This is a genomic window from Blastococcus sp. TF02-8 (assembly GCF_003319175.1).
Lineage (GTDB): Bacteria > Actinomycetota > Actinomycetes > Mycobacteriales > Geodermatophilaceae > Blastococcus.
On sequence record NZ_QOHK01000004.1, the window covers coordinates 16,822 to 42,854 of the forward strand.

A 26,033-nucleotide genomic window follows, 5' to 3' on the forward strand; every position below is an offset into this window, starting at 1 on the left:
GCGACTACCGCTTCCCCGATCGCCGTCCGGCCGCGACCCGGATGATCCGCCTCGCGCGCCGGCGCTCCCACAGATCGTCGCCCCCGAACAGGGTGGCGATGACCGTCCAGAAGGCGCCCGGTTCGAGCTTCTCGCGAACCCATTCCTCCGCGACGCGGGCGGTGCACGGGTCGGGATGCCGCTCACCCCGCCGAGCCAGGCGCAGCACCCTGCGCTGCTCCTTCCACGTCAGGTCGTACCAGCCGTAGATGCTCATCGGGTCAGCTCGCGGCCAGCAGACCGCGGGCGGCGGCGATGGCGACTGCCTCGGTGCGGCCGTTCGCGCCGAGCTTGGCCAGGATGTTGCTGACGTGCACGCTCGCGGTCTTCTCGCTGATGTAGAGCTCCGACCCGATCTGCCGGTTCGTGCGGCCCTGCGCCAGCAGCGCCAGCACCGACTGCTCCCGCGGGGTGAGCACCGCGGCCGGATCGACCACCCGCACTCCCCCGACGTCGAGCCGCCCCCGCCGGACCAGCGCCTCCACGGCCTCGCGCAGCGGTCGCGCACCCAGCCGGACGGCGACCTCGTGCGCGGCGGCCGCCTGCTCCGCCGCACCCGCCCGGTCGCCGGCCGCGAGCAGCGCCTCGGCCAGCCGCCACCGCGACCTGGCCTCCTCGTACACGTGGCCGAAGGCGAACGCCTCGGCCGACGCGCTCCACAGCTCGACCGACGACGCCCCCTCCAGCCGGCTCGCCTCGGCCTCGACGCGGGCGAGCCACGCCAGGCCCTCCACGCCGATCGTGTCGCCGTAGTGCTCGCGGTAGACCTCCACGGCCGACCGCGCCATTCCGACCAGCTCGGCTCCTGCCGACGTCCAGCGCTCGACGGCGTGGGCGTCGTCGTCCCGCCGACCCGTGGCAGCGGCGTCACCCACAGCGGCCAGGGCCGTCCCGATGATCCTGAGGACGCCGAGGTGGTCCTCGGGCCAGCGCCGCCTCAGCCGCTCGCTCGCCTGCCGCGCGACGTCGACGGCATCCCGCGCGTCGCCCTCCCAGGCCGCGAGGTCGACGTGCGAGGCGGAGGTGAGCAGGTCCAGCAGGACGTGCGCTCCCAGTTTCGGCACGAGCGACCGCGCCCACTCCAGCCGGGCCCGCGCGGAGGGGTCCCCCCGCCCCACGAGGACCAGCAGCCCGTCGGTGCGGACGTGGGCCGCCATCTCGGGCACTCGGGCCAGCATGTCGGCCTCGGCCAGACTGGTGTCCCACTCCCCCGCGACGTACAGCGCGGTCACGTGCAGATGCCGCAGCTCGGCGGCGTAGTAGGACCACTCGATGCCCAGGTCACGGGCGCGCCGCGTACCGGTCGTCGTCCAGTCGAGCGCCTCGGCGATCCGTCCCGCCTCGAAGGCGACGGTCGCCAGGTTGAACAGCACCCGGATCTCCACGTCGACGTCGCCCGACCGCCGGGCCCGCGCCCACGCCTCGTCCAGGCGCGCCTTCACCCTGGCGGGGTCGGCGCCGGGGAGGGAACGCATCTGGGTGACCGCGATGTCGGACCAGGCGGCGTCCAGGCCGAGGGCGTCCGCCGCGGCGAGCGCCTCGGCGGCCGCTGCCTCTGCCTCCTCGAACGCCCCGACCATGTAGCCCATGCGGGCGTGCGTGGCAGCCGCCCAGGTGCGCACCTCCGACGGGGGCTCCGCCGGCACCAGCGCCATGGCCGCCGAGCTCTCCCGGTACGCCGCCCCCGCCACGTCCTCGACGCGGACCATCGCCTGCGCCAGCGTGTAGTGCACGCGCGCCGACAGGACCGGGTCGGCCTCCGGCCCCAGCACCTCCAGCGCGGAACGCAGCAGCGCCACTGCACGGTGCAGCTCACCGACCGCGCGGGCCGCTCCCGCCGTCTCGAGGAGCAGCGCGGCGTGGTCGCGCCCCGACCGCTCCGCGGCGTCCGGGACCGCCTGCCACAGGGAGAGCGCCGCCTCCAGGTGCTGGAGCTGCTCCGCGGGCGCCCCGACCGCGCAGGCTGCCTGCGCAGCCTCGAGCGACGCGCTGAACGCCCCGGGCAGGTCGTTGCTCTCGCGGGCGTGGTGGGCCCGCTCGGCCGCCGTGCCCACGCCCGGCTCGGCGGCCAGGTAGGCGGCGATGGCCGCGTGCAACCGGACCCGCTCACCGGGCAGCAGGTCGGCGAGCACCGCCTCCCGCAGCAGGGCGTGGCGGAAGCGGTAGCGGCCGTCGTCGGAGACGACGAGCAGGTGGTGGTGGACGGCCTCGGCCAGCGCCTGCTCCAGCTCGGCCGGGGACAGCTCGCCCAGAGCCGCGACCCACTCGTGGCGGACCCGCCGGCCGGCCACGGCCGCGATCCGCAGCACCTGCTGGGCAGCCGGTGACCGCTGCTCGACCCGGGCCATCAGCACGTCGGCGAGCGCGAGGGGCAGCGCCTCGCCGTGCAGGCCGGCCGCCAGCAGCTCCTCGGCGTAGAAGGCGTTGCCCTCGGCGCGGGACACCACGTCGTCCACCACGTTCTCCGCGATGCCGCCGGTCTCCGCGGCCAGCCCGCGGACCAGCTCGCCGACCGCCGCGTCGGGCAGCGGGGCGACGTCGATGCGCTCGACGTGCGGCAACCGCACGAGCTCGGCCAGCAGGGGCCGCAGTGGGTGGCGCCGATGCATCTCGTCGGCCCGGTACGAGGCGACGACGGCGATCGGCTCGTCGCTGAACCGGGCCAGCAGGTACCGCAGGAGGTCACGGCTGGAGCGGTCGGCCCAGTGGAGGTCCTCCAGCACCACGAGCAGCGGGACGGAGGAGGCGATCTCGCACAGCAGACCGGCGACGGACTCGAACAGCTGGAGCCGGCCGTCGTCCAGCGGCTGGGGCGCGGCGCGGTTCGGCAGCGGACGGCTGATGTCCTGCGCCTCGTCGGGCAGGCGCACCGGCACGACGGGGCCAGGCCGCCCGGCTACGAACCCGGCCAGCACGGGGTTCTCCCGAGCGCGCGGGGCCAGCTCGGGGTCGGAGGCCACCGGGCGCAGGAGGTCGACGAAGGGCAGGTACGGCAGGCCGACATCGCCGAGGTCGACGCAGTGGCCGGTGAGCACCCGCATGCCGCGCTCGGCGGCCCGCCGGCTCAGCTCGTCGAGCAGCCGCGTCTTCCCCACCCCGGCGTCGCCGGCGAGCAGGGCCGCGGTCGACCGGCCGCCGGCCGCGCGCTCGACGTGCGCGAGCAGGCGGCCCAGCTCCTCGGCCCGGCCGACCAGCGGCCCCTCGTCCCATCGCGACACGGGTGGAATCGTGGCACGGACCTGCGACAACTCCGGTCCGCCGCCCACCCGTCGGGGTGCGCTCAGCGCGAACGCCGGCGCAGCCGGACCCAGGGGCCCCGGCGGCTGCGCCCGCCCCGGTTGAGCTGCTGCAGCTGCTCGCGCCGGTAGGCGAGCTCCGCGTCGAGTGCCGGGCTGCTGTAGTGGAAGGTCATCGGGACCGCGTCCTCTCCTGGTGCTCGTCAGGTACGGGAGAGACGTTCGGCCTGAGGGGGCCGGCCCGGCATCGGGCGACCGGGCACTCCCGGCCCCGGCTGCGGTCCTAAGGGGCCTCAGTCGCACCCGTTCGAGGGACACGAGGGCCCTGAGGGGGTTCGACCACCGCCACCGGGGCACCGCTCGCCGCGCGGCGACCGCCGCCGGTCCGGCGTGCCCGAGGGCAACCGGACCGCGAGGAAGGGAGATCGTGATGCGGCTCGGAACTGCCATCGTCCTGCTGGCGCTGGGCGCCATCCTGACCTTCGCCCTGCGCGTCGACGTGAGCGGCGTGGACCTGCAGGTGGTCGGCTGGATCCTGATGATCGTCGGCGCACTCGGCATCGTCCTGGAGCTGGCCATCTGGGGCCCGCGTCAGCGGCGGGTCACCCGCACCGACGCCTACGCCGACCCCGCCGGCGCGCCGGTGCGGCGCAGCACCACCGAAGAGACCTACTGAGCCCTGCTGCTCCACCACGAGGAGAGCCCCCACCCGCTCGGGTGGGGGCTCTCCTCGTGCAGGGTCCGGACCGGATGACGGCCGCCTCGCGGCGGAGAGCACAACACGGCTCCAGGCCCCCGACCGAGGTCGGGGCGGTAGTCCGTGAAGGCGATAACCAAATGGCACCCGGGGGCACGATGCACCCGGCCCGGACAGCAGCCACAGTACGCGCCGGAGCGCCGCCGTGTCGCCGTGCCGGCGGTCACGACGACCTCAGTTGAAGCCGCGCTCGTCCTGCTTCAGGGCGGTGTCCACGGTCAGCGCGGAGGCGATCACCATGCTGGCCAGCGGCTCGGGCAGCCGGTAGTGCACCAGGACGACGTAGCGGTCGGCCGTCGTGAACACGGTCCGCGCCAGCCCCTCCCACTTCTTCGTGATCCGGGCGACCTCGGTGCCGGCGGCGTCCAGGACGGCGAAGTCCCAGGCGATCCAGTTCTCCGCCTGGATGCTGCCGACCACCTGACCCCCCGCCACGAGGTCGAAGCGGATCCGGCCGAAGACGTTGGCCTGCACGATCTCGCCGAGCGCCGTCCCGTCCGGGCGCTGCACGATGACCCGCGACCTCATCAGCTTCGCGGGCCGGGTCAGCACCAGCACCGGTCCCGACGCGTCCCGGACCTCGAGGTGGTGGGTGAGGAACTGGTCGAAGCTGGTGAGCAGCCGCACCGCCTTGCGCACCGCCGACTGACCCACCTGGACGACCGCGCCGATCTGGCGACCGTCCCCGTCGCGCACGGCGTACTCGTTGGTGAGCTCGATCAGCTTCGTCTTCTGCGAGACGAGCAGCACCGGCTGGTCGTAGAGCGACGGTCCGGCGGCGACCGGAGCGGGCTGCACCGGGGGCGCGGCGGTCTCCTGCAGGTGCTCGGTCCAGCCCTGGCCGTCCCACCAACGGGCGGCCGGGCCACCGGCGGGGTCGGGGTACCAGCCTGCCGGTGGGGGTCGGGTCACGCCGGTCAAGCTAGCGCCCCCGCGTGCCAGACTCCCGCGCATGGGCGAGCTCACCGACGTCGAGGCCCGGGTGCTCTCCGCCGTCGACGAGCGCTGGGCGGTCGACCGGCTCTGCGAGCTCGTCGCCGTCCCCTCGGTCGGCGGGACCCCGGCCGAGAGCGAGGTCCAGCACCTCGTGGCCGACCTGCTCGAGGAGCTCGGCTGCGACGTCGACCGCTGGCAGATCGATCTGGCCGAGGCGGCCACTGCCACGGACGCCCCCGGCCAGGAGGTCGGGCGCACCGAGGCGTGGGGCGTGGTCGGCACGGTCCCCGGCGGCGGGGAGGGCACCCCTGCGCTCGTGCTCTCCGGGCACACCGACGTCGTCCCGCCCGGCGACCGCGCCCTCTGGACCGGCGACCCGTTCCTTCCCCGCCTCGCCGACGGCGCGGTGCACGGCCGCGGCGCCTGCGACATGAAGGCCGGCGTCGCCGCCTCCCTCGCCGCCGTCCACGCGCTGCGGACGGCGGGGGTGCGCCTGGCCCGGCCCCTCGCGCTGCACGCGGTGGTCGGCGAGGAGGACGGCGGCCTCGGCGCCTGGGCCACGCTGCGCCGCGGCCACACCGGCGACGTCTGCGTCATCCCCGAGCCGACGGCGGGATCGGTGATGACCGCGCACGCCGGCGCGCTCACCTTCCGGCTGGAGGTGACCGGGCGGGCCGCGCACGCCGCCCTGCGGCACCGCGGGGTGAGCGCGATCGAGCTGTTCGCGCACCTGCTCGACGGGCTGCGGGAGTTCGAGGCGGAGCGCCAGCGCGACGCCGATCCGCGGTTCGGCGACGCCCCCTTCCCATACGGCCTCTCGATCGGCCGGGTGGAGGGCGGGGACTGGGCCAGCTCGGTCCCCGACCGGCTCGTCGCCGAGGGGCGCTACGGCGTCCGGCTCGGCGAACCCGTCGAGGTGGCACGAGGCGCGCTGGAATCCCAGCTGACCGCCCTCTGCACCGGGCACTCCTGGCTGTCCGAGCACCCGGCCCGGCTGAGCTGGGTCGGTGGGGCGTTCGCCAGCGGCGAGCTGCCGGCGGGGCACCCGCTCCTGCCGGCGATGCGCACCGCGGTGGTCGACGCCGGGGGGCCGGCTCCGGCCGAGCGGGCGCTCACCGCCGGCACCGACCTGCGCCTCTACGCGGCGGCCGGCGTCCCGACGCTGCACTACGGCCCCGGTGACCTGGAGCTGGCGCACGGACCGGCCGAGCGCGTCCCCGTCCCCGACGTCGTCACCGCCGCCCGCGCCTACGCCCTGCTGGCCCTGCGCACCTGCGGCGTCCGGTGAGCAGCCACGTCGGGTTCGACGCCTGGGCCGCGCTGGTCGGCGACTCCCCGACCTCGCGCACGGAGTGGGCAGCCGTGGTCGCGGCCTGGAGCGAGCCGCACCGCCGGTACCACGACCTCGCCCACCTCGCCGCCGTCCTCGGCATCGCGGGGGAGCTGGCGGCGGACGCACCGGACCCCGACGCCGTCCTGCTCGCCGCCTGGTACCACGACGTCGTCTACGACCCGCGGCGCGCGGACAACGAGCAGGTGAGCGCCGAGCGTGCCGCCGCCGGACTGCGCGGGCTGGTGCCGGGGACCCGCGTGGAGGAGGTCGTGCGGCTGGTCCTGCTCACCGCCACCCACGACCCCGCACCGGGCGACGTCCACGGCGCCGTCCTCTGCGACGCCGACCTGGCCGTGCTGGCCGGCCCGCCGGAGGCCTACGCGGCCTACGCGTCGGCGGTCCGCGCCGAGTACGGCCACCTGCCGGACGAGGCGTTCACGGCCGGGCGGATCGCCGTCCTGGAACAGCTGCTGGCACTCCCCCGGCTCTACCGCCTGCCCGCCGTCGCCGACTGGGAGGCCCGCGCACGAGCCAACCTGGCCGCTGAGCTGTCCCTGCTCAGGTCGCGCGCTGGGGCGGGCGGGGCTTTCGACACCGCAGCCCGGCCGCCATCAGCCGGCTGAGCAGCTCGCGCGACCCGATCGGCTCCGCGCCCGCGGCGACCGCGATGTCGTAGAGGTCCTCCGGGACGTCGTAGTGGTCGCCCTGGAACGCGCGCCGTGGGATGCCGAGCTCGGCGTCGACGAACGCGTGCAGCTCCTCGTAGGAGACGTCGCTGACCAGGTGCGACCACCGGCGCCCCCGCCAGGGCCACACGGGACTGTCGATCAGCACGGCCACGGCGAGCAGTCTCCCGCGCTCCGACTAGCGTCTGCCGGATGAGCGAGGAGATCCGCTGGGGCATCGTCGGGCCGGGCCGCATCGCCGAGAGCGTGCTGCCCGATTTCGCGCACGTGCCGGGGTCGCGGGCGGTCGCCGTCGCCTCGCGGTCCCAGGAGCGGGCCGACGCGTTCGCCGCCCGGCACGGGCTCGAGCGGGCGCACGGCTCCTACGCGTCGATCATCGACGACCCCGACGTCGACGTCCTCTACCTCGCCACTCCGCACCCGCAGCACCACGCGATCGCGATGGCAGCGCTCCGGGCGGGCAAGGCGCTGCTGGTGGAGAAGGCGTTCACCGCCACCACGGCCGGGGCGCACGAGGTCGTGGACCTGGCACGGGAGACGGGGACCTTCGTGATGGAGGCGATGTGGACCCGTTTCCAGCCCGCCGTCGTCGCCGTGCGCGAGCTGGTGGCCGACGGCGCGATCGGCGAGGTCCGCTCGGTGCAGGCCGACCTCGGGGTGGCACGGGAGTACGACCCGGTGGACCGCCTCTTCGCCCTCGAGCTCGGCGGCGGAGCGCTACTGGACCTCGGCGTCTACGTCGTCTCCTTCGCCCAGATGCTGCTCGGCGCCCCCGACCGCGTGGTGGCGACCGGTTCGGCCTTCCCCTCCGGCGCGGACGCCGAGGCGGCGATCCTGCTCGGCTACGACGACGGCCGCAACGCCGCGCTGACGACGTCGCTGCGGTACGCGCTCCCCGGGACCGCCCGCGTCGTCGGGACCACCGGCTGGATCGACGTCCTCCCCCGCTTCCACCATCCCCAGACGTTCGTGCTGCACCGCACCGGGGCCGAGCCCGAGGAGATCACCCGCCCGCAGACCGGCGCCGGGTACGCCCACGAGCTGATCGAGGTCACCGAGTGCCTGCGCGCGGGGCGCACCGAGAGCGCGGTCATGCCGCTGGCCGACACGCTCGCCGTGCAGGAGGTGCTCGGCCAGGCGGCCGAGCAGCTGGGCGTGCGGCACGCCGAGGACCGTGCGGTGCTCTGACCCCCGCACGGGTGATCCGCTGTAGGAGGTGCCCCTCGGTGCCGATGACGGAGGGAGCAGTCGCATCCGCGACTCACGTCCCGAGGAGCACTCGTCCATGGCACTTCTCGAAGGCCTCGCCGCCGTCGCCGCCAAGATCGCCGGTGCCAGCACCGTCGCGCAGGTGGCCACCGGCCTCGGCATCGCCGCCGCAGGCGTGACCGGTGCCGGCGCAGCGGGCGCGCTGCCCGACCCGGTCCAGGACGCCGTCGCCGGCGCCGTCGAGACCGTGACGCCGTTCGACATGCCCCATTCCGACGACGACGCCGCGACCGACGAGGCGGTGGAGACCGACGACTCGACCACCGACGAGGACTCCGCCGTCGACGAGGCCACCGAGGACGAGGCCACCGACGACGACGGCACCGCGGACGACGGCACCGACGACGACGGCACCGCGGACGACGGCACCGAGGACGGCGAGCACCACGGCCTCGACAACGCCATCGAGCACGCGGACGAGCACGCCCAGGGCGTCCTGCAGGCGAACCAGACCCGGCACGCCGAGCGCGACGCCGCCCGGGCCGCGGCGGACGCCGCCAAGGCCCAGGAGAAGGCCGCCGCCGACGCCGCCAAGGCCCAGGCGAAGGCATCGGCCGACGCCGAGAAGGCCGCGCGCGAGGCGGCCGAGAAGGCTGCGGAACAGGCCCGCAAGGCCGCCGAGGACGCCCGCAAGGCCGCGGAGGACGCGGCCGAGCGGGCGCAGAAGGCCGCCGAGGACGCCGCGGAGGAAGCTCAGAAGGCAGCCGAGGACGCCGCCAAGCGCTCCGGCAGCAACTGATCGCACCGACCGACGGCCGGGATCCCCAGCGGGTCCCGGCCGTCGTGCGTCCAGGTCAGGCCGGCGCCCAGGCCAGTCCGCTCGCCTGATCCGCCGTGGGCACGCGCGTCGGAGTCCCGCCCGCCCTCCGGACCGCCTCGGCGAAGAGCACCGCGTCGATCACCGCCGCGCAGCCGGGTCGTTGTTGAAGTACACGAGCACGTCGCCGTCGCCGTAGGTCGCGACCAACCGGTCGGCCCACAGCTGCAGGGTCTCCGGGCGGTAGCGCCACTGCTCGTAGCCGTGGTGGAAGCGCAGGTAGCCCCAGTCGGCGGTGCGCCACAGCGGGGCCACCGGCTGCTCGTCGCGGTCGGCCCAACACAGCGCCGCCCCGTAGCGCTCCAGCAGCGCCCGGATCTCGTCGGTCCACCAGGACTCGTGCCGGGGCTCCACCGCGACCCGTGTGCCACCCGGGAACTGGGCCAGGCAGTCCCGCAGCAGGTCCGCGTCGGCCTTGAGGGTGGGCGGCAGCTGCAGCAGGATCGTGTCGAGCTTGGTGCCCAGACCGGCCGCGCGTTCCATCAGCCGCCCGACCGGCTCCTCGGGCTCGCGCAGCCGCTTGATGTGGGTGAGGAAGCGGCTGGCCTTGACCGCCCACCGGAAGTCCTCCGGCGTGCGGTCCTTCCACTTCTCGAAGGTCTGCAGTTCCGGCAGCCGGTAGAAGGCGTTGTTGCTCTCGACCGTCGCGAAGTGCTGGACGTAGTGCTCCAGCCACAGCCGCTGCGGGAGCTTCTGCGGGTAGAAGGCGCCGCGCCAGTCGCGGTACTGCCAGCCCGACGTCCCGATGATCACGGCCATGGGGGCCGCCTACCCGCTCGCACCGCGCGCCGATCATGAAGTTCGGGAAGGGAAACGCCGGGCGGACGCGGGGTGTTGCCTCCCGAACTTCATGATCGCGCGGGGAGTGGGCCCCTGAGAACGCCGACAGGGGCGGCCCCGCCGAAGCGGAACCGCCCCTGTGGTGAGGGCCTGGAACGGCCCCGTCCCGAGCCCCGCCCCGCGCTAGCGAGGGGTGGGGAGGACGGGGTCCTTTCAGAAGTCCATGCCGCCCATGCCGCCCATGTCGCCACCGGGGGCAGCCGCAGCGGCCTTCTCCGGCTTGTCCGCGATGACGGCCTCGGTGGTGAGGAAGAGCGCCGCGATGGAGGCGGCGTTCTGCAGCGCCGAGCGGGTGACCTTGGCCGGGTCGATGATGCCGGCCGCGACCAGGTCCACGTACTCGCCGGTGGCGGCGTTGAGGCCGTGCCCGGTCTCGGAGTTGCGGACCTTCTCCGCCACGACGCCGCCCTCGAGGCCGGCGTTGACGGCGATCTGCTTCAGCGGGGCCTCGAGCGCGACGCGCACGATGTTGGCGCCGGTCGCCTCGTCACCCTCGAGCTCGAGCTTCTCGAACGCGACGGCGGTGGCCTGCGCGAGAGCGACGCCACCACCGGCGACGATGCCCTCCTCGACGGCGGCCTTGGCGTTGCGCACCGCGTCCTCGATGCGGTGCTTGCGCTCCTTGAGCTCGACCTCGGTCGCGGCGCCGGCCTTGATGACGGCGACGCCACCGGCCAGCTTGGCCAGGCGCTCCTGCAGCTTCTCGCGGTCGTAGTCGGAGTCCGACTTCTCGATCTCGGCGCGGATCTGGTTGACCCGACCCTGGATCTGGTCGGCGTCCCCGGCACCCTCGACGATCGTCGTCTCGTCCTTGGTGACGACGACCTTGCGGGCGCGGCCCAGCAGCTCGACGCCGGCGCTCTCGAGCTTGAGGCCGACCTCCTCGCTGATGACCTGGCCACCGGTGAGGATGGCGATGTCGCCGAGCATGGCCTTGCGGCGGTCACCGAAGCCCGGGGCCTTGACGGCGACGGACTTGAAGGTGCCGCGGATCTTGTTCACGACCAGGGTCGCGAGAGCTTCGCCCTCGACGTCCTCGGCGATGATGGCCAGCGACTTGCCGCCCTGCATGACCTTCTCCAGCAGCGGGAGCAGGTCCTTGACCGAGCTGATCTTCGAGTTGACGACGAGCACGTACGGGTCGTCGAGGACGGCCTCCATGCGCTCGGCGTCGGTCACGAAGTAGGGCGAGATGTAGCCCTTGTCGAAGCGCATGCCCTCGGTGAGCTCGAGCTCGAGACCGAAGGTGTTGCTCTCCTCGACGGTGATGACACCTTCCTTGCCGACCTTGTCCATGGCCTCGGCGATGAGCTCACCGATGGCGGGGTCAGCGGCGGAGATGGAGGCGGTGGCAGCGATCTGCTCCTTGGTCTCCACGTCCTTGGCGGTGGAGAGCAGGTACTCGCTGACCGAGGCGACGGCCTTCTCGATGCCCTTCTTCAGGGCCATCGGGTTCGCGCCGGCGGCGACGTTGCGCAGACCCTCGCGCACGAGCGCCTGGGCCAGCACGGTGGCGGTGGTGGTGCCGTCACCCGCGACGTCGTCGGTCTTCTTCGCGACCTCCTTGACCAGCTCGGCCCCGATCTTCTCCCACGGGTCCTCGAGCTCGATCTCCTTGGCGATGCTCACACCGTCGTTGGTGATCGTGGGGGCGCCCCACTTCTTCTCCAGAACGACGTTCCGGCCCTTGGGGCCGAGGGTCACCTTGACGGCGTCGGCGAGGGTGTTCATGCCCCGCTCGAGGCCGCGGCGCGCCTCTTCCTCGAAGGCGATCATCTTGGCCATGTGGTGATGTCCTCCATGCATTGATCGCTGCACGGCCGGGTTGGTGCCCGCGACGGACGACATCGGGGGACACGGACTCCCTTGCGTCCGTGCGCCGGTGCCTCACCGTTCCGACCTGATTGGCACTCGGGAGTCCCGAGTGCCAGAAACGAGTCTGGCACTCGACCAGGGCGAGTGCAAGAACGGGGTCCGCAGACGGGGGAACCCGGACCGCATCCCTCAGCTCTTCATGGGCGCGGAGACGAGGTGCTGCACGCCCCCGAACACCAGCAACGGCCCCAGCAGGATCCAGCCGTAGGGGGTCAGCGCGAGGAGGACGAGGACCCACACCGTGATCTCGGGGGCCGAGACCGCGACGGCCAGGACCGTCCAGGCCAGGGGCGCCAGCCCCCAGCACGCGGTCGCCGTCATCCAGTAGACGACGGCGCGCGGACGCCGCACGCCCATCCGGCGGATCGCCGCGACCACACCGACGACCGCCACGGCGAGGACGCCGACCAGCACCGTCGCCGAGGCGCCGGGGGACCCCCAGGCGCCCGAGCCGCTGTCGCGGACCCCCACGGCCTCCAATCCCTTGCCGACCGCGACCGCGACGGCCAGCAACGCGGCGTGCACGACGAGGACGGCCGGCGCCCAGGCGCCGGGTGGGCCGTGCTCGCCACCCTCGGGGACGACGACGGCCCGGCCCCCACCGGGGGGACCGGGCCGTCCTGCGGATCCGTGCGACACGTCCGTGCCGCCGTCTCCGGTCGTGGAGATCAGGCGCTGCGGACGGCGTCGGCCTGCGGGCCCTTCGAGCCCTGGACGACCTCGAACTCCACCCGCTGGCCCTCGTCGAGGGACTTGTACCCGTCCATCTGGATGGCCGAGTAGTGGACGAAGACGTCCTGGCCGCCGTCGACGGCGATGAAGCCGAAGCCCTTCTCGGCGTTGAACCACTTCACGGTGCCCTGTGCCACGTGTGCTCCCACGTTCGTGCGTGCGGCCGCCGCATCGCTCGTGATGGGGCGGGGTCGTTGCTCTTCCGCCCGTCGAACACGAACGTGGAACTCGAACCGCCGCAGAAGGTACAGCAGAAAAGCGCTGGTGGAACCCACCACGCGCACGGCTCGTACCCGGATGCAGCGACACCGTGGTCGCCCGAACCGGGGAACGACGCTGACCCTACGCCGTCCCCCGGCGCGGCGTTCAGCCGATCAGGCCCGCCGAGCGCGCGGACTTCAGCGACGGCTCGACCCGGTGCGTCGGCCCGACGACGGGCTCCAGCGGGTCCAGGGTCTTGAGTCCCTCGCCGGTGTTGAGGACGACGGTCTCCTTCGCCGGGTCCAGCTGCCCACCCTCGACGAGCTTCCGCAGCACCGCGACCGTGACGCCGCCGGCGGTCTCGGCGAAGACGCCCGTGGTGCGGGCCAGGTCGCGGATCCCCTGCACGATCTCCTCGTCACCGACGCGGGCCACGGCACCGCCGGTGCGCCGGATGGCGTCCAGCGCGTACGGGCCGTCGGCGGGGTTGCCGATGTTGAGCGACTTGGCGATGCCCGTGGGCTTCACCGGCTTGACGACGTCCCAGCCGTTGTCGAAGGCGGTCGCGATCGGGTCGCAGCCGGCCGACTGGGCTCCGAAGATCGTCCACTCGGTGGCCTCGACGATCCCGGCGGCGGTCAGCTCGCGGAATGCCTTGTCCACCTTGGTCAGCAGCGAGCCCGAGGCCATGGGGATGACGACCTGGGCCGGGATGCGCCAGCCGAGCTGCTCGGCGATCTCGTAGCCCATCGTCTTCGAGCCCTCGGCGTAGTAGGGCCGGACGTTCTGGTTGACGAAGGCGGTGTCCTCGAACTCGTCGGTCTCGGCGAGTTCGCTGGTCAGCCGGTTGACGTCGTCGTAGGAGCCGTCGACGGCGACCAGCGTCTGGCCGTAGACCGCGGACTGCACGACCTTGCCCGGCTCCAGGTCGCTCGGGATGAAGACGACCGACGGCAGGCCGACGCGGGCGGCGTGCGCGGCCACCGAGTTGGCCAGGTTACCCGTGGAGGCGGCGGCGATCTTCTTGTATCCCAGGCCCTTCGCGGCGGTGGCGGCGAGGCTCACCACGCGGTCCTTGAAGGAGTGGGTGGGGTTGGCGGAGTCGTCCTTGACCCAGAGGCCGCCGGTGAGACCGAGCTCCTCGGCGAGCCGGTCGGCGCGGACCAGCGGCGTCATGCCCGGGTCCAGCGAGACGCGCGACGCCGGGTCCTGACCGACCGGGAGCAGGGCGACGTAGCGCCAGATGTTCTGCGGGCCGGCCTCGATCTGCTCGCGGGTGACGGCCTTCATGACCTCCGGGTCGTAGTCGACCTCCAGCGGCCCGAAGCACTCGGCACAGGCGTGCTCGGCGATCAGCCCGAAGGTGGCCCCGCAGTTGCGACAGATCAGCCCTCGGGCCGGACACGGGGGGACCGGTCCGCCGGCGCTGGAGTCGGCCTGGACGGATCCCGGAGCGGTCAGAGTCATGCGACGACTACCTCCTCATCTTCCCCGCGTCGGGCCGTCGAGCCGCGCAGGACGGAATTGGCACCTCCCGCTGCGCGAGCGCAGTCGGCGGTTGCCGGGGCTTCATCGGGCCGTGTCCCTCTGCCCCTCTGGATGAGTGAACGGCTGCACTCTACCCAGTCGTGGGCCCTGACCGGCGGGCGGACAGGATGGCCTGGTGAGCGCGCGCGTCGTCTACACCGACCTCGACGGGACCATGGTCGGCCCGCGGGGCTCCTTCTGGCACACGGCGGGGCGGGAGCTGACCGACAGGCCGGCCGCGGCACTGCTGGACCTGCACCGGGCCGCTGTCGCGTTGGTGCTGGTCAGCGGCCGGACGTACGAGCAGGTGGTGGAGGCGGCGCGCATCTTCGCCGCCGACGGCGCGATCGCCGAGCTGGGCGCCACGATCGGCTGGGGTGCGGGGCGCACCCCGCACCGGCTGCGCGGCGAGCTGCCCGAGCGGTACGGCGACCGGACGCCGATGGACGTGATGGCCGAGCTCGGCGTCGTGGAGGAGCTGATCGCGGCCCATGCCGGCCGGCTCGAGTGGCACGCACCCTGGCACACCACCCACGACACCGACGCGCTGCTGCGCGGGCGGGTCGACCCGCTCGCCGTCGACGCCTGGCTGGCCGAGCAGGGTGCCGGCTGGCTGACGCTCAAGGACAACGGGGCGATCCCGGCAGCCTCCTGGATGGGTCTCGACGCGGACGCCGCGCCGCCGCGGGTCTACCACCTGATGCCGCGCGGGATCTCCAAGGGCGCCGCGATCGCCTGGGACCTGGAGCGGCGCGGGCTCTCCCCCGCGGACGCCGTCGCGATCGGCGACAGCGTGAGCGACCTGGACATGGCGCCCGCGGTCGGGCGGCTGTTCATCACCGCGAACGGCGCCGCGGTCGACGGGATGTCCGACGCGCTGGCCGCCGTCCCCAACGCGACCGTCACCGAGGGCGCGATGGGCGAGGGCTGGGCCCAGGCCGTCCGTGCCGCGCTCTAGGGGCTTCCGCACCGACGCTCCTGCGGGTCACATCGGGCCTGCGCCCCCCTGTCCGTCGGTGCGCTCGGGATGCACGGACCGGTCGTCGAGATCGGCACCCCTTGCCACCCGGCGGGAGTAGCGGCGCCCCAGGAACGGGAACCGCTCGATCCACCGCAGCGAGCCGGGATGGTGGACCACCCCTTCCGCCGTCCCGACGACCACGTCGACCAGCGCAGCGGCCGCTCGCTCCGGGGTGCTGAGACCAGGCGGACCGTCCAGCCAGGTGTCGCTGCCATGCAGCCGGCGCGTCTCCCGGGACGCGGGGCTGTCGACCGGTCCCAGCGCCAGCTCGACGACGCGCACGCCTCGGGGCCGCACCTCGAGCTGGAGGACCTGCGTGGCGGCCGAGACAGCCGCCCGCGAGGCCGCGTAGTGGCCCAGATGCGGGAACGGGGACACCCGTGCCATGGATCCGACGTCGACCACGAGGCCGCGACCGCGGTCCACCATCCCCGGCACCACCGCGGCCAGCAGCGCCTTCGGCGACCAGAAGTTGACCTGGAACATGCGCCGGGCGCGCTCGTCGTCACCGACGACCCAGCTCAGTCCGTGCACCGTGGCGCCGGCGCCGTTGACCAGGACGTCGACCCGGCCGAAATGGTCCAGCACGGCATCGGCAGCACGGTCGGCCTCGCCCGGCGTCCCCAGGTCCGCGGGCACCACGAACGGCACCGCTCCCCCGGCTCGCCGGATGTCGGCCGCGACCCGGTCGAGCATCTCTTCCCGGCGAGCGACGAGGGCCAGGCGGGCACCTCGGGCGGCCAGCCCGCGCGCGGCTTCGGCGCCGATCGCACCGGACGCGCCGGTGAGCAGCACGACATCGTCGACCATGTGGTCTCCCCTATGGTTCAACCACGTTGAACTGTAAGGATGGAGCGGTCGGCATGTCAACGGAGTCGAAGGAACCCTGCGCGCTCAACGAGGACGAACTCGACCACTGCCTCGAGCGAACCCATCTCGTCTTCCGGGGCGTGGTGGACCAGGCCGACCGCCTGCTCGCGGAGCACGGGCTGGGCAGGGCGCACCAGCGCGTCCTCTGGGTGGTCGCCCGGCAGCCGAACCTGCCCATCGGCACGGTGTCCGGGTTCCTCGGCGTCAGCCTCCAAGCGCTGCACAAGACCATGCGGCAGCTCCGGGAGCGGGAGTTGGTGACCACCGCCGCGGATCCCGCGAACCGGCGCCTGCGCCTGGTGGCGCTGACCGAGGCCGGACGAACGCTGGAGGCCCGGCTCAGCGAGCCGCAGCGCGCGTCGTTCGCGGCCGTCGCGGCCCAGCTCGGGACGACGGCCATGGAGCAGTGGGGCCTGGTCATGGACACCCTCGCCGTCCAGCTGGGGGTCGGGAAGGGGGCGGGCGACGACGACGCCCCGACGGAGGCGGCTGCGGTCAGCTGGTGACGTCGCGGCGGGCGAAGTGCCGGAAGCCCAGCGCGGTGAAGATCGCGACGTAGACCAGTGCCTGGATCACGCCGCGGAACAGGTCACCGGAGTCCACCGGTGTCTGCAGCAGGTCGGTCCAGGCGAACTCCTGCGCCGTGGGGAACCAGTCGCGGATCGACCCCAGCTGCTCGACCTGGTCCAGGATCGCGAACACGACCATGGTGAAGACGGCGCCGCCGACCGCGGCCAGCGGCGCGTCGGTGATGGTGGAGAACCAGAACGCCAGCGCCCCCACGACCAGCAGGTGGACGGCGAGGTAGCCGAGCATCCCGGCCAGCCGCAGCATGCCGTCGCCCTGGTCGAGGGTGACGCCGACCGGCGTCTGGATGTCACCGAACCCGAAGGCGATCCCCCCGGCCACGACCGCGACGGCCGCCAGCGTCAGCAGCGCGGCCACCGACTGGACCAGCGCGGCGACCCACTTCTGCCGCAGCAGCCGCATCCGTGGCACCGGCGTGGCCAGCGCGTAGCGCAGCGACCCCCACTGGGCCTCGACGGCCACCGTGTCGCCGAAGAACAGCGAGTAGACGACGACCAGGAAGAACCCGGTGGTCGCGAAGAGCACGAACAAAGTGAAGTTCAGCCCGCTGGAGGTCGCGACGTCGACCAGGTTGATCCGGCTGTTCTCCTGGGCGTTCTCGCTCGCCCCCAGCTTCAGCGCGGCGATGAGCACCAGCGGCAGCGCCACCATGAGCGCGTAGACGCCGAGGGTCCGGCGGCGCTTGAACTGGCGGCGCAGCTCCACCGACAGCCGCAGCGTCCGATCCCGCCGGTAGCCCGCGACCGCCCCGGTCGCCTGCACGTGGTCGCTCACGACTCCCCCACCAACGCGAGGAACGCGTCCTCGAGCCGCCGCCGCGGCGTGAACTGGTCGACGGCGATGCCCGCGCCCACCAGTGCGTTCAGCGCATCGGACCGGCGGGCACCGTCGAGCTCGGCGACGAGCCCCTCGTCGGTGCGGGCGGCGCTCACACCCGGCACGGCGCCGAGGACGGCGAGGGCACGGTCGGCGTCGGCCTCGTCGGCCAGACCGACCAGCACCGATCCCCCGCTGCCGACGATCTCCTCCACGGTGCCCTGCGCGATCTTCTGACCCTTCGCCATGACGACGACGTGGCTGCAGGTCTGCTCGATCTCGCTGAGGAGGTGGCTGGAGACGATGACCGTGCGCCCGGTGGCGGCGTAGTCGCGCAGCACCTCGCGCATGGCATGGATCTGCGGCGGGTCGAGCCCGTTGGTCGGCTCGTCGAGCACCAGCAGGTCGGGCAGGCCGAGCATCGCCTGGGCGATGGCCACGCGCTGGCGCATGCCCTGGCTGTAGCGGCGCACCGGGCGGTCGAGGGCCGCACCGAGCCCGGCGACGGCGATCGCCTCCTCCATGTGCGCGTCCTCGATCGGCCGGCCGGTCGCCGCCCAGTAGAGCGTCAGGTTGTCGCGACCGGAGAGGTGCGGCTGGAGGCCGGTGCCCTCGACGAAGGAACCCAGTCGCGACAGGACCGGGGCGCCCGGGCCGGCGGCGTGCCCGAAGATGCTGATCCGCCCCTCCGTGGGCCTGATCAGGCCCATGAGCATGCGCAGCGACGTGGTCTTACCGGCGCCGTTGGGGCCGAGCAGGCCGAGCACCTGGCCGCGGCGCACCTCGAAGGAGAGGTCCCGGACGGCGACGAACCCGTCCTTGTACGCCTTGGTCACGCCCTCGAAGCGCAGCGGCACGGCCTCACCGTCGGGGTCGGCGGTCGAGATCCGGCGCCGCCGTCGCGCGCCCCACGCCTTGGCCGCGATCCAGCCCAGCAGCCCCAGCCCCACGAGGACGCCGAGCAGCACCCACCAGCGGGACGTGCCGCCCGAGTCCACCGCCGTCCCAGGTGCCTCGGGAACCGCGAGCTCGGTCGAGGCGAGACCGACGGAGTAGGCGCCGGCCGTCGTCGGCAGGGCGTAGCCCTGGTCGGTCGAGGAGACCACGACGCGCATCGTGTGCCCGGCCTCGAAGCGGTGCACGATGCCCGGGAGCGTGACGCTCACCCGCGTCGGGGCGGTGGGATCGGCGGACACGCCGGTCAGCGCGAGGGGTGCGACCAGGCCGCTGGGCAGCGTGGTCCCGCCGTCGGGGCCGACGTCGTAGAGCTTGGCGAAGAGGGTCGCGGTGCCGCCGGGCGCGGCGACGAGCAGGTCGACCGTGGAGGCGCCGACCACCTCGACGGCGTCGTCGAGCGGGGCGCTCTCGAAGGCGGCGAACTGACCGGGGATCTCCAGGGTCGTCCCGCCGAGGGCCGCGGTCAGCGCGCCGAGGCCGGGCACCGTGGTGACCGCGGCCGGCGTACCGCCGGCCGGGGTGACCACCGGCTGCAGCGGCCCGTCGATGCGGACCTCCCGCCGCGGAGCCGGCCGCTCGCCGTCGAGCCCGGGGTAGGCGTCGGCGACGACGGTGCGGTTGCCGCCCTGCACCCGGCCGAGCGTGGCGCCGATGCCCGTGGGGGCGGGGTACTCGAACCCGGTTCCAGGGTCCTCGCCCTCCTCCCGCAGGTACCAGTCGAACCAGTCGCCGACCTGCTCGCGCAGCGCCTCGGTCTGGTTCTCCGAGGCGGTGGAGTCGTGGCCGCCCGCGTACCAGACCACCTTGACCGGGGTCCCGTTCGCGGCGATGCCCCGCGCGTTGGCGTCGGCCTGACCGAGCCCGAACAGCGAGTCCTGGGTGCCCTGGATCAGCAACGTCGGCGCCGCGATCCGGTCCAGCACGGCGGCCGGGCTGCTGCGGTCGAGCACGGCGGCGATCTCCGGCGTGAGCGTGGCGGCTTCCGCGGCCGCCTGGTAGGCGGCGCAGATGTCGGCGCGGAACCGTCCGCAGGTGAGCAGCTGCTGCACCGCCTCCGGGTTCCTCGCGGCGCGCTCCAGCACCTCCGTCGGGATGTCGGCAGCCGCTCGGCCGCCGGCCGGACCGTTCCCTCCGCCGAGGCCGGCGAGCAGGTCACCGCCGGGCGCGGCGCCGATGCCGAAGAAGATGCCGGCCCACAGCCGCTTGTAGACCCCGGCCCCCTCGGTCTGCGGCGTACCCGCGACGGTCGCGGCCGCGGGGTCACCGGTCTGCGACGGGAACAACGCGGTGGTCAGCGAGTTCCAGGTGATCTGCGGCGCGATGGCATCGACCCGGTCGTCGTAGGCGGCGCCGAGCAGGGACAGCGCCCCGCCGTAGGACGCCCCGGCGACACCGACCCGGGGATCGCCGTCGGCGTCGAGCTGGACCTCGTCCCGCTCGGCGAGCAGGTCGATCAGGGTCGACAGGTCGGCCACCTCGTACCGGGGGTCGTCGAGACCGATCTGCCCCGTGCTCTTCCCGAATCCCCGCGCCGAGTAGGTGAGGACGACGAAGCCGCGGTCGGCGAGTGCCCGGGCGTCGTCGGCCACCGAGCGCTTGCTGCCGCCGAACCCGTGGGCGAGGACCACGGCCGGCGCCCGGCCGTCGGTGTCCGGCAGGTACAGCGTGGTGTCGAGCTCGACCGCGTCGGCACCGGAGCCGGAGGGAACGCGGGCGTCCTCCGTACGCACCTCCGCAGCAGCCGCGGGCGGCGCGAGGGCGACGGCGGCGGAGGACAGGACGACGGCGAGCAGGGCCGCGAGCGGGGCGCGTGCGCCCGCCCGCGCCGGCCTGCGGAGGGAGCGCACGAAGCGGCCAACGGCCGGGGCACCCCGCGGGTTCCGCGAGGTGCCCGCCGACGGGATCAGGGCTTCCAGTTCCCCGTCGCGACGATGACGAGGCCCGGGGCAGGCACGTCGGTGACGTCGAAGAACCGGGCGGCGGGGCCGGCGAGGTCGGGGAACTGGGCGACCAGCTCGGTGGCGGCCTGACGCTGCTGCTCGTCACCCTCGGTGTAGAAGACGGTGGTGGTGGCGACCGGGGTGCCCTTGTAGGCGCCCACCCCCGGGGACTCCCAGCCGCCCGCGACGACGGCGGAGGAGATCTTGCCGGCCAGCCCGTTGACGTCGGTCGCGTTCAGCACGGTCACCGGGACCTTGACCCCGGTGGCGGCCTCGGGCTCGAGCGAGATCGGCTCGTTGGCCAGCGGCGGCAGCTCCGCGGTCGGGACAGCGGGCGCGGCGACGGTCGTGGGGGCGGGGGTCTGGGCGCTGGTCTCGGCCTTCTCCGGCTGGGTCACGGTGTAGACGCCGAGCACGGCGAGCGCGACGACGGCCATGGCGACCAGGCTCTTGAGGATCAGCCGCGGCTTGCGCTCGTCCTCGTCCTCGAAGATGACCTCGGGGGTGCCGTTCTTCTTCGCGGCCTTGCGACGGGCGGCGTCGGCCGCCTGGCGCTGGGCGCGGTAGGTGGCGCGGCCGGCCTTGGCCGGGCGGGCGCCGCCGGCGGCCGGGGTGTCGTCGAGCTCGTGCTCGTCGTCGTGCTCGTCCGCGTAGGCCTCGTCGTAGTCGTCGAACTCGTCGACGTCGGCCGCGCGGCGCAGGCCGGCGCCGCGCTCGGGGATGGCGGTCGTCATCGGGGGGACCAACGAGTTCGGAAGGTCCAGGTCGGTACCGAGGTCGAACGCCGCGCGGGAGGGCTGGTCGGCGTGGGAGGGCTTGGTCCAGTCGCCGTAGGACTTCGCGGGAGCACCGGAGGGGGTGGTCTGCCGCGGCACGCGGGGCACGCGGGGAGCCGGGCGGGCGCCTCGGCTGGGGCCGGTGCTGACCAGCGCCTCGTCCTCCACCCAGGTACGGGCGGGGGTCAGGGTCGGCGCGGCCGCCTTGGCCATGGCGTGCACGGGCTTCGGGAAGAGCGCGTCACCGGCGGAGACCGGCGCGAGGACGTCGGCCGGACGGCCACCTCCCCGGCCGACGCGGGGCTCGGGCGTCGGGACGGGACGCGAGGGCGCGGCGGCGGGCCGGGACACGGGCGCCGCGGCGGCCGGGCGGCCGCCCGCGGGGACCGGCGGGAGCGGCAGGCGGGAGCGGGAGCCCTGCGGCGCGCGGTCGGCCGGCGGAACCCCGAGCAGCACGTCGCGACGACCCGAGCGGTCGCGGTCCCGGGTCGTCGGGTGATCGCTCAGCCCCGGCGCGGGGCGCGCGTGATCGAGGGAGTCGGTCCTGCGCCGCCCAGCGGCTGCAGGGGCGTTCCCCTGGTCCAGTCCGTCACTGCCTGACGCGGCGTGCCTGCCCACGGTGAGCAAATCTAATCCATGTAATTCGCCTTGCCCAGGACCTGAGACGAACGAGTACGTTGCCGCGCCGTACGGACCCGACGGAGCCGGCGCACGAGCAGCGGATCCGCCGCCAGCGCCTCGGGCCGGTCGACCAGGGCGTTGAGCGCCTGGTAGTACCGGGTCGGCGTGGTTCCGAAGACGTCTCGGATCGCCGTCTCCTTGGCGCCCGCGCGCCGCCACCACTGGCGCTCGAAGCCGAGCATCTCGTGCTCGCGCCGGGTCAGCGCTGCCGCGCCGACCTGCGCGGACGGCTCCCCTGACCCATCGACCCGGGGCGGGGAGACCACGGGGGTCGGGTCGCTGATCATCGTCGCTCCCACTTCCTGCCGGACTCGCCTCCGGGGCGTCCCGGGCGGCTCGGGGTCGACCGTAGCGCCGCCCTCCGACACTTCCGGGGCACCGCTGCGGCGGGTCCCCGGCCGCTCTCAGGGAGTGACAGGAAGGGGCTCCGGTGACGCGTGTCGCGAACCCGCCCGGGCGTGTCGCAGACCGTCCGCGGTGAACACCGCCAGCGCCAGCCAGACGATCACGAACCCGGCCAGTCGTGCCGGCGGCATCGGCTCGTCGTAGACGAAGACGCCGATGGCCAGCTGCATGAGCGGGGTCAGGTACTGCAGCAGGCCGACCGTCGACAGCGGTATGCGTCGCGCGGCGGCGGCGAACAGCAGCAGGGGCACCGCCGTCGCCACCCCCGCACTCATGAGGAGCAGGGCGTGCCCGGCTCCCTCGGCGGCGAACGTGCCCTCCCCGCCGGCGTGCAGGACCGCGAGCACGCCGGCGGCCGGCACGGCGACGAGCGCCGTCTCCAGGAACAGCCCGGGCGCCGCCTCGACGGAGACCAGCTTCTTCATGACCCCGTAGAGCCCGAACGAGGCCGCGAGGCTCAGCGCGATCCACGGCGGACGTCCGTGGTCGACGGTCAGGACGAGCACCGCAACGGCGGCGATCGCGACGGCCACCCACTGCAGCGGCCGCAGCCGCTCGGTGAAGACGACGACGCCCAGCAGCACGCTGACCAGGGGGTTGATGAAGTAGCCGAGCGAGGTCTCCACCACCTGCCCGGAGTTCACGCCGTAGACGAAGATCAGCCAGTTCGCCGCGATCAGCACCGCCGCGCCGGCGAGCACCAGGAGCGTCCTGCGGTCCCGGGTCGCCGCCCGCACCAGGCCCCAACGGCGGGCGACGGTCAGCAGCAGCCCGACGAAGAGCAGCGACCAGAGCACGCGATGGGCGACGATCTCCAGCCCGCCCGCCGGTTCGAGCAGCGGGAAGTAGAGGGGGAACATCCCCCAGAGCGCGTAGGCGCCGAGCCCGGAGACCACCCCCAGGCGACGCTCGTCCACCGCCGCACCGTACGCCGGGCCGCCCGACCGGTCGCGCGCAACCGGATCGGCCTACCGTCGGGGATGTGAGCGCGCAGCGGCCCGGTCCCCTCCGGTGGATCTGGTACGCCCTCGGCGGGGGGCTCCCCCGGAACCTGTCGCCATGGGTGCTCGAGGACACGACCCGTCGCACCTGGGTGTGGCGGCACCTCGCGCGCGCCGTCGTCCAGCTGTCGCCGCTGGTGCTGATCTGCCTCGTCGCCGTCCCGGTCCCGTTCGCCTACCGGGCCTCGGCGGCGGTCGGCGGGCTGCTGCTGGGCCTGCTGTTCTCGATGGCCTTCATGGTCGAGACGGTGGAGCACCGGGTGGCGAAGGCCGGCTACGCGCCGGGGACGGCGGCCCGGGTGCGCGCCGAACGCGTGGAGCGGCAGCGCCTCGAACGGCTCTCCCCCTACCGGCGCGACGGCGCGGGCAGCTTCGACTGAGCCGACGAGGGGACTTGAACCCCTAACCGCCCGATTACAAGTCGGGTGCGCTACCAGTTGCGCCACGCCGGCGGCACGGGCACGGGTCCCGCGGCTCCAAGGATAGGGACACCCCCGCTGCGCTCCCGGACCGCGCCACCGCCCGCTCGCGCGACGACGGTCCTGGGTCGCAGCCGCAGCCTCAGGCCGCCTCGGTCTCCGTGCTCGGGTCGGCGCGCGGCGGCTCGACCCGGACGAAGCCGGCCGGGTCGGCGCTCGCGAGCGGGCCGGCAGCCATCCAGCGCGCGAATCCGACGGGGTCGCGCCGCTCCAGTTCGTCGAGGACGTGGGCCCGGCGCACCACCAGGCCCTGCAGCGCCGAGGCGGAGGGCGTACCCCGCAGCAGGGCGCCGGTCCGCACCCACTCCGCGGTCAGCGCACCCGTGTCGAGGCCGTCGAGACCGCTCGACGCGGCCGGCCCGGACAGCGCCTGCCTCGCGCGGCGCTCGCGGCTCCAGCGGGCCGCACCCCAGCCGGCACCCGTGACCGAGACCAGCAGCACCGCGACACCACCACCCGCGAGCACGGCGGTGCCACTGAGCACCAGCAGAGCCACGACGGTGACACCGCCCACCAGCAGCGCCGCCTCGGCGACCGACCTGCGCCGCGGCTCGCGGGACTCGCGGACCACGCCGGCGGCCACGCACGCCGCCATCGCCCCCGACACCAGGACGGCCACCACTCCCGGCCCGCGCAGGGCGATGCCACCCACGACCGAGAGCGCTGCGACGAGGACCAGCCCGACCCCGGCGAGGAACCGGAGCACAGGACCACGGACGGGCACGGGGAGCCTCCACGGCGGACGGGGCGGACCGATCCGCCGTGGCCGCCATACCCCCGGCACCCCGGTCCCCAACCGTCGCCGACCGCGGGTCGCGGCGCCCAGCAGACTCACAGGCGGCGTCCAGTTGCGGACCAGCGCCGCGACGCACAGTGGTCCCGACGGCGCGGCCGGGTGGCGGCGCCGGGAGAGGATCGAACCCGTGACCGAGCACCAGCACCCCGGAACGGGCCAGCAGTTCGGCTGGCAGCCCCCGCATCCGACCGGCCAGCAGGCCACCGTCCAGCACACGACGCCCCAACCGGCGGCGGAGCCGGGGCACGCGGGCCAGCAGCCGCCGATGCCGCCGACCTATCCCGGTTACGGCGGTTTCCCCACTCCCCCGGCGGCCCAGCCGGAGCGGACCTCCTCGCGCGGTGGCCGGTGGCGCATCGGCCTCGCCGGCCTGGTCGCCGGAGCACTGATCGGCGGCGGCGCCGGCGCGGGGGTGGCGACACTCGCCGACGACTCCTCCCCCACCTCGTCGTCGTCCGCACCGGCCCAGAGCGTCGTCATCAAGGACCCCGACCGTGCGACGACGTCCACCGCGGCCGCGGCCAAGGCGGCGCCGAGCGTCGTCACCGTCTACGTGGCCAGCGGCAGCGGCGCCGGCAGCGGTTCCGGCGTCGTCCTCACCGCCGACGGCTACGTGCTGACCAACAACCACGTCGTCGCCGAGAGCGGGCAGGGCGGCAGCGTCCAGGTGCGGACCGCCGACGGCACGCTGTACGACGCCGACGTCGTCGGCACCGACCCGGCGTTCGACCTGGCCGTGCTGCGGCTGGACGGGGCCGAGGACCTGACGCCGGCCACCTTCGCCGACTCCGACGACGTCCAGGTCGGCGACCTCGCCGTCGCGATCGGTGCTCCGCTGGGCCTGTCGAACACCGTCACCGACGGCATCATCAGCGCCACGAACCGCGCCGTCGCCACCGGTTCCACGCAGGACGACGCCACGGTCATCGACGCGATCCAGACCGATGCGGCGATCAACCCCGGCAACTCCGGCGGTGCGCTGGTCGACGCGGCCGGCGAGGTCATCGGCATCAACTCCGCCATCGCCACGGTGGCCTCCGGCGTGCCGGGCGGGCAGTCGCAGAGCGGCAACATCGGCGTCGGCTTCGCCATCCCCGGCAACACCGCCAAGCGGGTCGCCCAGGAGATCATCGAGAACGGCAAGGCCACCCGGGCCTACCTGGGGGTCAGCGCCGGTACCGCCACCGACGGCCCGAACCCGGAGGTCGGCACCGGGGCGCAGCTGCAGACCGTGGAGTCCGGCAGCGCCGCGGAGAAGGCCGGACTGCAGCGCGGGGACGTCGTCACCGCCGTGGGCAGCCGCCCGGTGACCACCTCGACGGAGCTGACCGCCGCGGTGCGGAGCCTGGCCCCCGGCGACACGGTGGAGCTGACCGTCCGCCGCGGGTCGGACACCCGCAGCGTCGAGGTCACCCTGGGCGAGACCAGCTGAGGGCGGCGGTGACCACCCCGGCC

At 74.2% G+C, this 26,033-nt stretch carries 26 protein-coding genes, 1 tRNA gene and 1 riboswitch; of the genes, 9 read left to right on the top strand and 18 right to left on the bottom strand.

What is annotated here, in order from left to right; translation table 11 throughout:
* Positions 1 to 4 precede the first annotated feature (4 nt).
* From DQ237_RS09270 to DQ237_RS20415, 3 genes are all read right to left on the bottom strand, one after another.
* The gene (locus tag DQ237_RS09270) at positions 5 to 256 is read right to left on the bottom strand and encodes a hypothetical protein (RefSeq protein WP_113799489.1); all 252 of its coding nucleotides are present in this window, start codon (positions 254 to 256) and stop codon (positions 5 to 7) included.
* A gap of 4 nt (positions 257 to 260) precedes the next feature.
* Positions 261 to 3,257 carry a LuxR family transcriptional regulator gene (locus tag DQ237_RS20510; protein WP_113799491.1) on the bottom strand — a complete coding sequence of 999 codons (2,997 nt, stop codon included), beginning with the start codon at positions 3,255 to 3,257 and terminating at the stop codon, positions 261 to 263.
* A 62-nt stretch (positions 3,258 to 3,319) separates the two neighbouring features.
* Positions 3,320 to 3,451 (bottom strand): hypothetical protein, encoded by a 132-nt coding sequence (locus tag DQ237_RS20415; RefSeq protein ID WP_255411536.1) that lies wholly within the window; start codon positions 3,449 to 3,451, stop codon positions 3,320 to 3,322.
* A 254-nt stretch (positions 3,452 to 3,705) separates the two neighbouring features.
* On the opposite strand from DQ237_RS20415, the gene DQ237_RS09280 reads away from it, so the two are divergent.
* The gene (locus DQ237_RS09280; RefSeq protein ID WP_205730147.1) at positions 3,706 to 3,951 is read left to right on the top strand and encodes a DUF6458 family protein; all 246 of its coding nucleotides are present in this window, start codon (positions 3,706 to 3,708) and stop codon (positions 3,949 to 3,951) included.
* A 255-nt stretch (positions 3,952 to 4,206) separates the two neighbouring features.
* Here DQ237_RS09280 and DQ237_RS09285 read toward each other — a convergent pair whose 3' ends face one another.
* Complete coding sequence (locus DQ237_RS09285) at positions 4,207 to 4,944, bottom strand: phospholipid scramblase-related protein (RefSeq protein WP_240619529.1); 738 nt, start codon at positions 4,942 to 4,944, stop codon at positions 4,207 to 4,209.
* A 40-nt stretch (positions 4,945 to 4,984) separates the two neighbouring features.
* Here DQ237_RS09285 and DQ237_RS09290 point away from each other — a divergent pair, with 40 nt between their 5' ends.
* Positions 4,985 to 6,256: an ArgE/DapE family deacylase gene (locus tag DQ237_RS09290; RefSeq protein ID WP_113799495.1), complete on the top strand. Its 1,272-nt coding sequence runs from the start codon at positions 4,985 to 4,987 to the stop codon at positions 6,254 to 6,256.
* A complete protein-coding gene (locus DQ237_RS09295) occupies positions 6,253 to 6,924 on the top strand; it encodes a metal-dependent phosphohydrolase (protein WP_113799497.1) in 672 nt (223 codons plus the stop codon). Before DQ237_RS09290 ends, DQ237_RS09295 begins: the two co-directional genes overlap by 4 nt.
* Here DQ237_RS09295 and DQ237_RS09300 read toward each other — a convergent pair.
* Complete coding sequence (locus DQ237_RS09300) at positions 6,860 to 7,141, bottom strand: DUF4031 domain-containing protein (RefSeq protein ID WP_113799499.1); 282 nt, start codon at positions 7,139 to 7,141, stop codon at positions 6,860 to 6,862. The genes DQ237_RS09295 and DQ237_RS09300 overlap by 65 nt on opposite strands.
* A 38-nt stretch (positions 7,142 to 7,179) precedes the next feature.
* On the opposite strand from DQ237_RS09300, the gene DQ237_RS09305 reads away from it, so the two are divergent.
* Both DQ237_RS09305 and DQ237_RS09310 read left to right on the top strand, forming a co-directional pair.
* Positions 7,180 to 8,175, top strand: a complete 996-nt coding sequence (locus DQ237_RS09305; protein ID WP_113799501.1) for a Gfo/Idh/MocA family protein — start codon at positions 7,180 to 7,182, stop codon at positions 8,173 to 8,175.
* 97 nt (positions 8,176 to 8,272) lie between these two features.
* Positions 8,273 to 8,995: a hypothetical protein gene (locus tag DQ237_RS09310; protein ID WP_113799503.1), complete on the top strand. Its 723-nt coding sequence runs from the start codon at positions 8,273 to 8,275 to the stop codon at positions 8,993 to 8,995.
* 159 nt (positions 8,996 to 9,154) lie between these two features.
* Here DQ237_RS09310 and DQ237_RS09315 read toward each other — a convergent pair whose 3' ends face one another.
* From DQ237_RS09315 to thrC, 5 genes are all read right to left on the bottom strand, one after another.
* Complete coding sequence (locus DQ237_RS09315; protein WP_240619530.1) at positions 9,155 to 9,832, bottom strand: DUF72 domain-containing protein; 678 nt, start codon at positions 9,830 to 9,832, stop codon at positions 9,155 to 9,157.
* Between the two features lie 234 nt (positions 9,833 to 10,066).
* Entirely contained in the window at positions 10,067 to 11,698 is a 1,632-nt protein-coding gene (groL, locus tag DQ237_RS09320; RefSeq protein ID WP_113799505.1) for a chaperonin GroEL, read from the bottom strand.
* Positions 11,699 to 11,917: 219 nt separating this feature from the next.
* Entirely contained in the window at positions 11,918 to 12,427 is a 510-nt protein-coding gene (locus tag DQ237_RS09325; RefSeq protein WP_113799507.1) for a hypothetical protein, read from the bottom strand.
* Positions 12,428 to 12,456: 29 nt separating this feature from the next.
* Positions 12,457 to 12,657 (bottom strand): cold-shock protein, encoded by a 201-nt coding sequence (locus tag DQ237_RS09330; RefSeq protein WP_089306482.1) that lies wholly within the window; start codon positions 12,655 to 12,657, stop codon positions 12,457 to 12,459.
* Positions 12,658 to 12,886: 229 nt separating this feature from the next.
* Positions 12,887 to 14,188 (bottom strand): threonine synthase, encoded by a 1,302-nt coding sequence (gene thrC, locus DQ237_RS09335; protein ID WP_205730148.1) that lies wholly within the window; start codon positions 14,186 to 14,188, stop codon positions 12,887 to 12,889.
* A gap of 12 nt (positions 14,189 to 14,200) precedes the next feature.
* Positions 14,201 to 14,327: riboswitch (SAM riboswitch) on the bottom strand.
* Positions 14,328 to 14,384: 57 nt separating this feature from the next.
* Here thrC and DQ237_RS09340 point away from each other — a divergent pair.
* Positions 14,385 to 15,206, top strand: coding sequence for an HAD family hydrolase (locus tag DQ237_RS09340; RefSeq protein ID WP_113799508.1), 822 nt, complete (start codon positions 14,385 to 14,387; stop codon positions 15,204 to 15,206).
* A gap of 27 nt (positions 15,207 to 15,233) precedes the next feature.
* On the opposite strand, the gene DQ237_RS09345 is transcribed toward DQ237_RS09340, so the two are convergent.
* Positions 15,234 to 16,079 carry an SDR family oxidoreductase gene (locus DQ237_RS09345; RefSeq protein WP_113799510.1) on the bottom strand — a complete coding sequence of 282 codons (846 nt, stop codon included), beginning with the start codon at positions 16,077 to 16,079 and terminating at the stop codon, positions 15,234 to 15,236.
* A 53-nt stretch (positions 16,080 to 16,132) separates the two neighbouring features.
* Here DQ237_RS09345 and DQ237_RS09350 point away from each other — a divergent pair, with 53 nt between their 5' ends.
* The gene (locus tag DQ237_RS09350; protein WP_113799512.1) at positions 16,133 to 16,645 is read left to right on the top strand and encodes a MarR family winged helix-turn-helix transcriptional regulator; all 513 of its coding nucleotides are present in this window, start codon (positions 16,133 to 16,135) and stop codon (positions 16,643 to 16,645) included.
* On the opposite strand, the gene DQ237_RS09355 is transcribed toward DQ237_RS09350, so the two are convergent.
* The 5 genes from DQ237_RS09355 to rarD all read right to left on the bottom strand — a co-directional run bounded on the left by DQ237_RS09355 (position 16,635) and on the right by rarD (position 23,219).
* The gene (locus DQ237_RS09355) at positions 16,635 to 17,501 is read right to left on the bottom strand and encodes an ABC transporter permease (RefSeq protein WP_113799514.1); all 867 of its coding nucleotides are present in this window, start codon (positions 17,499 to 17,501) and stop codon (positions 16,635 to 16,637) included. The genes DQ237_RS09350 and DQ237_RS09355 overlap by 11 nt on opposite strands.
* A complete protein-coding gene (locus DQ237_RS09360) occupies positions 17,498 to 20,347 on the bottom strand; it encodes an alpha/beta fold hydrolase (protein ID WP_113799516.1) in 2,850 nt (949 codons plus the stop codon). The genes DQ237_RS09355 and DQ237_RS09360 overlap by 4 nt, the downstream gene beginning before the upstream one ends.
* Positions 20,348 to 20,403: 56 nt before the next feature.
* Positions 20,404 to 21,672 (bottom strand): LytR C-terminal domain-containing protein, encoded by a 1,269-nt coding sequence (locus DQ237_RS09365; RefSeq protein ID WP_113799518.1) that lies wholly within the window; start codon positions 21,670 to 21,672, stop codon positions 20,404 to 20,406.
* Positions 21,673 to 21,845: 173 nt separating this feature from the next.
* Positions 21,846 to 22,184 (bottom strand): DUF3263 domain-containing protein, encoded by a 339-nt coding sequence (locus DQ237_RS09370; protein WP_113800050.1) that lies wholly within the window; start codon positions 22,182 to 22,184, stop codon positions 21,846 to 21,848.
* Between the two features lie 117 nt (positions 22,185 to 22,301).
* Positions 22,302 to 23,219, bottom strand: coding sequence for an EamA family transporter RarD (gene rarD / locus DQ237_RS09375; RefSeq protein WP_113799519.1), 918 nt, complete (start codon positions 23,217 to 23,219; stop codon positions 22,302 to 22,304).
* Between the two features lie 65 nt (positions 23,220 to 23,284).
* Here rarD and DQ237_RS09380 point away from each other — a divergent pair, with 65 nt between their 5' ends.
* Positions 23,285 to 23,683, top strand: coding sequence for a DUF5313 family protein (locus DQ237_RS09380; RefSeq protein WP_113799521.1), 399 nt, complete (start codon positions 23,285 to 23,287; stop codon positions 23,681 to 23,683).
* Here the strand turns inward: DQ237_RS09380 and DQ237_RS09385 are convergent.
* Positions 23,683 to 23,755 (bottom strand) — tRNA-Thr (locus DQ237_RS09385). The genes DQ237_RS09380 and DQ237_RS09385 overlap by 1 nt on opposite strands.
* 109 nt (positions 23,756 to 23,864) lie before the next feature.
* A complete protein-coding gene (locus DQ237_RS09390) occupies positions 23,865 to 24,506 on the bottom strand; it encodes a hypothetical protein (RefSeq protein WP_166509558.1) in 642 nt (213 codons plus the stop codon).
* A gap of 199 nt (positions 24,507 to 24,705) precedes the next feature.
* Between DQ237_RS09390 and DQ237_RS09395 the strand changes: the two genes are divergently transcribed.
* Complete coding sequence (locus DQ237_RS09395; protein WP_240619531.1) at positions 24,706 to 26,010, top strand: S1C family serine protease; 1,305 nt, start codon at positions 24,706 to 24,708, stop codon at positions 26,008 to 26,010.
* Positions 26,011 to 26,033: the final 23 nt, after the last annotated feature.

Excerpts from the sequence above, each read along its gene's own strand:
- DQ237_RS09270 (WP_113799489.1), bottom strand. The coding sequence starts at position 256 with ATGAGCATCTACGGCTGGTACGACCTGACGTGGAAGGAGCAGCGCAGG.
- DQ237_RS20415 (WP_255411536.1), bottom strand. The coding sequence starts at position 3,451 with ATGACCTTCCACTACAGCAGCCCGGCACTCGACGCGGAGCTCGCCTAC.
- DQ237_RS09280 (WP_205730147.1), top strand. The coding sequence starts at position 3,706 with ATGCGGCTCGGAACTGCCATCGTCCTGCTGGCGCTGGGCGCCATCCTG.
- DQ237_RS09290 (WP_113799495.1), top strand. The coding sequence starts at position 4,985 with ATGGGCGAGCTCACCGACGTCGAGGCCCGGGTGCTCTCCGCCGTCGAC.
- DQ237_RS09305 (WP_113799501.1), top strand. The coding sequence starts at position 7,180 with ATGAGCGAGGAGATCCGCTGGGGCATCGTCGGGCCGGGCCGCATCGCC.
- DQ237_RS09310 (WP_113799503.1), top strand. The coding sequence starts at position 8,273 with ATGGCACTTCTCGAAGGCCTCGCCGCCGTCGCCGCCAAGATCGCCGGT.
- DQ237_RS09315 (WP_240619530.1), bottom strand. The coding sequence starts at position 9,832 with ATGGCCGTGATCATCGGGACGTCGGGCTGGCAGTACCGCGACTGGCGC.
- groL (WP_113799505.1), bottom strand. The coding sequence starts at position 11,698 with ATGGCCAAGATGATCGCCTTCGAGGAAGAGGCGCGCCGCGGCCTCGAG.
- thrC (WP_205730148.1), bottom strand. The coding sequence starts at position 14,188 with ATGACTCTGACCGCTCCGGGATCCGTCCAGGCCGACTCCAGCGCCGGC.
- DQ237_RS09345 (WP_113799510.1), bottom strand. The coding sequence starts at position 16,079 with ATGGTCGACGATGTCGTGCTGCTCACCGGCGCGTCCGGTGCGATCGGC.
- DQ237_RS09350 (WP_113799512.1), top strand. The coding sequence starts at position 16,133 with ATGTCAACGGAGTCGAAGGAACCCTGCGCGCTCAACGAGGACGAACTC.
- DQ237_RS09370 (WP_113800050.1), bottom strand. The coding sequence starts at position 22,184 with ATGATCAGCGACCCGACCCCCGTGGTCTCCCCGCCCCGGGTCGATGGG.